The sequence below is a fragment of the Micrococcus sp. ACRRV genome (assembly GCF_022346985.1).
In the GTDB taxonomy this organism is placed as follows: Bacteria; Actinomycetota; Actinomycetes; order Actinomycetales; family Micrococcaceae; genus Micrococcus; species Micrococcus porci.
Genome location: NZ_JAKRNH010000128.1, coordinates 1 through 6,273 on the forward strand (window position 1 = coordinate 1; position 6,273 = coordinate 6,273).

Annotated in this window: 4 protein-coding genes; 3 read left to right on the plus strand and 1 reads right to left on the minus strand. The window is 74.6% G+C overall.

All coding sequences use genetic code 11. The annotated features are described in order from the left end of the window. The first annotated feature begins 81 nt into the window (after positions 1–81). Positions 82–2,184 carry a phosphate acetyltransferase gene (pta, locus tag MHY29_RS10840; protein WP_239241166.1) on the plus strand — a complete coding sequence of 701 codons (2,103 nt, stop codon included), beginning with the start codon at positions 82–84 and terminating at the stop codon, positions 2,182–2,184. 62 nt (positions 2,185–2,246) lie between these two features. Continuing rightward, a complete protein-coding gene (locus tag MHY29_RS10845) occupies positions 2,247–3,419 on the plus strand; it encodes an acetate/propionate family kinase (RefSeq protein WP_239241179.1) in 1,173 nt (390 codons plus the stop codon). Between the two features lie 61 nt (positions 3,420–3,480). Here the strand turns inward: MHY29_RS10845 and MHY29_RS10850 are convergent, their stop codons facing one another. Then, a complete protein-coding gene (locus tag MHY29_RS10850) occupies positions 3,481–4,431 on the minus strand; it encodes a glycerophosphodiester phosphodiesterase family protein (RefSeq protein ID WP_239241168.1) in 951 nt (316 codons plus the stop codon). Between the two features lie 122 nt (positions 4,432–4,553). Here MHY29_RS10850 and MHY29_RS10855 point away from each other — a divergent pair, with 122 nt between their 5' ends. Next, on the plus strand, positions 4,554–5,837 hold the full coding sequence (locus tag MHY29_RS10855) for a DUF445 domain-containing protein (protein ID WP_239241177.1): 1,284 nt from the start codon (positions 4,554–4,556) through the stop codon (positions 5,835–5,837). Positions 5,838–6,273: the final 436 nt, after the last annotated feature.

Genomic DNA, 6,273 nt, shown 5'->3' on the forward strand with positions numbered 1-6,273 from the left:
CGCCCCTCCCCGCCCCGCGCGTCCGCCTCCTACGCTGACGGGAGACCATCCGCCGCACATCGAACACGTCGAAGGGGCAGCATGCCGCAGGGGATCCTCGTCACCACCACCACGGCCGGCGCCGGCAAGTCGCTGGTGAGCCTGGGCCTCGCCGACTCCCTGTACCGCCGCTCCGGCACGGTCGGCTACTTCCGCCCCGTGGTCCCGGGCGACGACGTCGAGGCCGACCCCATGGTCCTGCTGATGCGCGAGCAGTTCGGCCTGACCGCCGAGCAGGCCCGCGGCGGGATCACCGCCGCCGAGGCCCGCTCCCTCATGGCCGAGGGCCGCGGGGACGAGCTGCAGGAGCGCTGCGTCGAGGTGTACGACCGGATGGCGCGGGAGTGCGGCGTCGTCGTCGTGGAGGGCACGGACCTGACGGGAGCCGACGCCGCCGCGGACCTCGAGCTGAATGCGCGGCTCGCGCTGAACCTCAGCACACCCGTGGTCGCCGTGGTCTCCGGGGCGGGCCTGGGCGCGCAGGAGGCCGCCGACGCGGTCGACCTCACCCGCCACGCCCTCGCCGAGGCCGGCGCGGACCTGCTGGCCGTGATGGTCAACCGCGCGGACGCCGGCCGGCTGGACGAGATCGCCGAGGCCATCCGCCCGGGCCGCCGCTCCTGGCCCGTGTACGTGCTCCCCGAGCTGCCCGAGCTCGCCCACCCGTCCGTCGCGGAGGTCGCCGCCGCCCTCGACCTGGAGCAGGTGGCCGGCCGACCGACCCAGGACCGCGACGTCACCGAGGTCAAGGCCGTCTCCATGGAGGGCGGCAACTTCCTGGAGGTGCTGCGCGACGGAGCCCTGGTGATCGTCTCCGGCGACCGCTCCGACGCGATCCTGGCCACCCTGGCCTCCTCCCTCACCCCGGACTTCCCCACGCCCTCAGGCATGATCCTCACCAACGGGATCCTCCCGAACGCCCAGCTGCAGCGCCTCTACCAGGACGCCGCGTTCCCCGTGCTCGCCACCGACGACGACACGTTCGGGACCGCCGCCGACGTCTCCCGGGTGCGCTCCGAGCTCTCCAGCGCCCAGCCCCGCAAGACGGCCGCCGCGCTCGGCACGTGGCACCAGCGCGTGGACGGGGACGAGCTGCTGCAGCGGATCGACCTGCCCCGCACCGACGTCGTCACCCCCCTGCGCTTCCTGCACGACCTGATCGAGCGGGCCCGCGCAGACCGGCGGACCGTGGTGCTGCCCGAGGGCGAGGACGCCCGCGTGCTGCGCGCCGCGGAGATCCTCCAGCGCCGCGACGTCTGCGACCTCGTGGTGCTCGGCGGCGAGGCCGAGGTGCGGGAGCTGGCCTCCCGCGAGGGCGTGGACCTCACCGGCATCACCCTCGTGGACCCGGCCACGTCCGAGGACCGCGAGCGCTACGCCGCCGAGTACCGGAGGCTGCGCTCCCACAAGGGCGTGGACCTGGAGCGGGCCCGCGAGGTCATGCTCGAGGGCGCCTACTACGGGACGATGATGGTCCACCTCGGCGACGCCGACGGCATGGTCTCCGGCGCCGCCCACACCACGGCCAACACCATCCGCCCGGCCCTCGAGTTCGTGAAGACGAAGCCGGGGGTGTCGATCGTCTCTTCGGTGTTCTTCATGCTCCTGCCGGACCGCGCCCTGGTGTACGGCGACTGCGCCGTGAACCCGGACCCCGACGCCCGGCAGCTCGCGGACATCGCCGCCGCCTCCGCGGAGACCGCCGCGCAGTTCGGCGTGGACCCGCGCGTCGCGATGCTCTCCTACTCCACCGGCGCCTCCGGCTCCGGTGACGCGGTGGACAAGGTCCGCGCCGCCACCGAGCTGGTGCGGGCCGCCCACCCGGAGCTGAAGGTGGAGGGCCCGCTCCAGTACGACGCCGCCGTGAACGCCTCCGTGGCCGCATCCAAGATGCCGGGCTCCGAGGTGGCCGGCCAGGCCACCGTGTTCGTGTTCCCCGACCTGAACACCGGCAACAACACGTACAAGGCGGTCCAGCAGTCCTCGGGCGCGGTCGCCGTCGGGCCCGTCCTCCAGGGCCTGAACAGGCCAGTCAACGACCTCTCCCGCGGCACCACCGTGGAGGACATCGTGAACACGGTGGCGATCACCGTGATCCAGGCCCAGACCGGGTCCCCGCAGCCCACCCCGAAGGACGCCCCGTGACCGCCTCCCCCGCCACCATGACCCTGCCCACCGTGTCCGCGCGGCAGCTGCCCGAGGACGCCCTGCTGGTGCTCGTGGTGAACTCCGGCTCCTCGTCCCTGAAGTACCAGGTGCGCGAGCTCACCCCCGACGGCCGGGACACCGACCAGCCGGTGGTCCTGAAGGGGCTCGTGGAGCGGATCGGCGTCCCCGGCTCCGACGTGCCGGACCACGCGGCCGCGCTGGAGCGGGTGGAGGCGGAGATCATCGCCGTCGTCGGCTCGCGCCGGCTGGCCGCGGCCGGGCACCGTGTGGTGCACGGCGGCGAGCGCTTCCAGCGCCCGGAGCTGGTGACCAACGAGGTCATCCGCGCGATCGAGCGCCTGGCCCCGCTCGCCCCGCTGCACAACCCGGCGGCCGCGCAGGGTCTGCGCGCCGTGGCGCAGCGCTGGCCGGACCTGCCGCAGGTGGTCGTGTTCGACACGTCCTTCCACCAGTCCATGCCGCGCGAGGCCTGGCAGTACGCGATCCCGGACGAGCTCTACACCGAGCACGGCATCCGCCGGTACGGCTTCCACGGCACCAGCCACGACCTCGTGACCGGGCTCGCCGCGGAGCACCTGGGCCTGGAGCGGAGCGAGTTCGACGGGGTGGTGCTGCACCTGGGCAACGGCGCGTCCGCGACGGCGATCCGCGGCGGCCGCTCGATCGACACGTCCATGGGGTACACCCCGCTGGCCGGCCTGGTGATGGGCACCCGCTCGGGCGACCTCGACCCCTCGATCGTCACCCACCTCATCACCGCGCACGGCATGAGCGCCGAGGACGTGGACGCCATGCTCAACAAGGAGTCCGGCCTGCTGGGCCTGTCCGGGAACGCCGACATGCGCCAGGTGCTGGAGGCCGCCGAGGCCGGGCACCGGGCGTCGCGGGACGCCCTGAGGATCGCGTCCTACCGGCTGGCGAAGTACGTGGGCGGCTACCACGTGGCCGTGGGCGGGGCGAAGGCGATCGTGTTCACCGCGGGCATCGGCGAGAACTCCGCCCCGTTCCGGGCGCGCGTGCTGGACCGGCTCGAGCCGCTGGGCGTGCGCTACGACCACGCGCGGAACATGGTCCGCGGCGACGAGCCGCGCACCATCTCCACCGATGACTCCGCGATCCCCGTGCTGGTGGTCCCCACGGACGAGGAGATGGCGATCGCCCAGCTCACCCACCACGTGGTGGAGCAGGCCGAAGCCTGGACGCTGGGCTGAGGCACGGCGCCCGGGCCTCGGCTCGTCCCCGGCCCTTCGGCTGTGCGGGCGGGACCTGCCCCTACCTCGCGGCGGGTGACGGCACGTCCCGCCCCGAAAGCGCACCGGGGGAGGCCGACGTCGCCGCCTGCGTCACCCAGCGCAGGACGTCCGCGGGCCGGTTGGTGGTGAGCTCCTGCACGCCCTGGGCGGCGAGGAACAGGGCGTCCTCCCGCTCGTCCACGGTCCACACCCGCAGGCGCCGGCCGGAGGCCAGCCACGCCTTCACGTCCGCGAGGTGGCTGCGCACGTAGGCCACGGACGGCCCGGCCAGCCCGGCCCGCCCCCGCCAGACCATCGTCTCGGCGTCCGCGAGGGACTGGCGCACCGTGGCGCGCACGGCCGCCCGGCTCAGCGGCCCGCGGGCCAGACGGGAGGGGATCTCGTCCGGCACCAGGTCGATCAGCGGGCACAGGGCGTCCGGGCCGGTCAGTGGGGCGAGGTACTGGAGGGCGCCCGGGTGGAAGCTCATGAGCGACACCCGCACCTGGCCCATCAGCCCGGTCTCTGCGTCCCAGCCCGCGGCGACCAGTTCGCGCAGGACCCGCTCCTCCAGCTCGTGCCCGAACGGCGAGGGGTGCTTCAGCTCCACGGCCAGGCGCAGGGGGCGGTCGGCCGCCAGCACCATGCGCAGCAGGTCGGCCAGGGTGAGCACCTGCTCGTCACGGCGCCCGTAGACGGCGGGGACGCGCCCGGCGGCGTCGCCGGGCGCGTCCCTGCCCATGCCCTGGTGCCAGGAGACGACGTCGAGGGCGCGCAGCTGCGCGAGCGTGTGGTCGGCGAGGGGGCCACGCCCGTCGGAGGTGCGGTCCACGGTGGGGTCATGCCAGAGGACGACCTGGCGGTCCCGGGTCAGCTGGACGTCGCACTCGATGCCGTCCGCGCCCACGGCGAGGGCGTGCAGCATGGCGGCGCGGGTGTGTTCGGGGAAGGCGGCGGACGCGCCGCGGTGGGCGATCACGAGGGGGAGCACGCCCGTCACGGTAGGCGGCCCGGCTGGCCGCTCCCCGACGCGCACCCGACGTGCGCCCGACCGGCAGGTGAACCGACGACGACGGCGGCTGCCGCGTCCGGCGCCGCCGCTAGGCTCGGTGCATGGCCCCGTCCCCCATCCCCGCCGACTCCCCGTTCCCGCTCACCCCGGCCGCCCTGGAGCGCGCCGCGGGGCTGCGGCGCATGAAGGCCGTGGCGCTGGGGCTGCTGATCGTGCTGGCCGTGGTGTTCGCCGTCGCCTTCCCGCTGCAGCGCATGCACCCGGCGTGGGGGTTCGTGCGCGCCGCCGCGGAGGGCGGCATGGTGGGCGCGCTGGCGGACTGGTTCGCGGTCACGGCCCTGTTCCGCCGCCCCCTGGGCCTGCCCATCCCGCACACCGCGCTGATCCCGGAGAAGAAGGACCAGCTGGGCGCCGCGCTGACGGAGTTCGTGCAGGAGAACTTCCTGGACTCGGACGTGGCCCGGGAGAAGGTGGCGGGGCTCCAGGTGGCGCGCGCGGCCGGCGGCTGGCTGCGGGAGCGGCCCCACGCGGTCCAGGCGGCCGGGGAGATCGCCATGGCGGCCCGGGGCGCGGTGGCCGCCACGGACGACGACGCCGTGCAGGACCTCCTGCAGCAGCTGATGCAGCGTCACATGGTGGAGCCGGACTGGTCGCCCACCCTGGCCGGCGTCCTCGAGGACGTGCTGGCCGGGCGCCACCACGAGAAGGTCGTGGACCTGGTGGTCGAGCACACCGGCGACTGGGTGGCGACGCACCCGGAGATGTTCCTCGAGACCGTGCGCCGGCGCTCGCCCGAGTGGAGCCCGGACCTGGTGGACCGCCTCCTGGCGGAGCGCCTGCACGCCGAGACCCTGAAGTACCTGGCGGGCGTGCGAGCCGACCGCGACCACGAGGCGCGCCGCTCCGTGGACGACTGGCTGGCCCGCCTGGCCGGGAACATGCGGGACGACCCGGCCACCCGCGCGTCGGTGGAGCGGTTCAAGGCGGACCTGTTCGCGGACGAGCAGCTGCGCGCGTGGGCGGGCCGGGCCTGGATCACCCTGCGGGATTCGCTCCTGGCCGCCCTGGAGGACCAGGACTCGGACCTCCATCGGGCGCTCGTGGACGCCCTCGTGGACCTGGGCGTCCGCCTCCAGGAGGACCCGGCGCTGCAGGCCAGCGTGGACGGGCGCGCCCGCGCGGCGGCCTCCTACGCGCTGAGCTCCTACGGGCCCGCTCTGACCGGGGTGATCGAGGAGACCGTGGCCCGCTGGGACGGCCGCCAGACGGCGGACACCCTGGAGAACCTCGTGGGCCGGGACCTGCAGTTCATCCGCATCAACGGCTCGGTGGTCGGCGCACTGGCCGGCCTGGCGATCCACACGCTGGCGAGTCTCGTGTTCTGACCCCCGCCGTGGTCTGATGGGACCACGTGAACAGGAGGGGGAGCCGGATGGGCGCGGAGAACGAGGCGACCGGCCGCCGGGGCTGGGCCGTGGCCGGCTGACTGCTGACGGCGGCGGGCCTGGGGGTGACGATCTGGGCCGTGTGGGCGCTGCTGCAGCTGCCCGACGTCCCCTGGAACATGTTCGGGACGTCCGAACCGGACACCGCGGAGCCGCAGCGGTGACTGTGGCGGTGGGCCGCGGCGGCCCTGTTCGCCGCCGTGTGGGCGGTCGCGGTGGCCGCGCCGGTGCTGTTCCTGCTCACCATGGTGGTCCTGGGCTCCCTCACGCAGGGCTCGGTGAGCCTCGGCGCCCCGCTCCTGATCGCCCCCCTGGTGCTCGCGGTGCCCGTGATCGCCCTGCAGGTGGCGATCCTGCAGCCCGCCGGTCCGCACCC

Bases quoted from the DNA above. Each gene is read 5' to 3' on its own strand.
- pta (WP_239241166.1), top strand. From the start codon at position 82: ATGCCGCAGGGGATCCTCGTCACCACCACCACGGCCGGCGCCGGCAAG.
- MHY29_RS10855 (WP_239241177.1), top strand. From the start codon at position 4,554: ATGGCCCCGTCCCCCATCCCCGCCGACTCCCCGTTCCCGCTCACCCCG.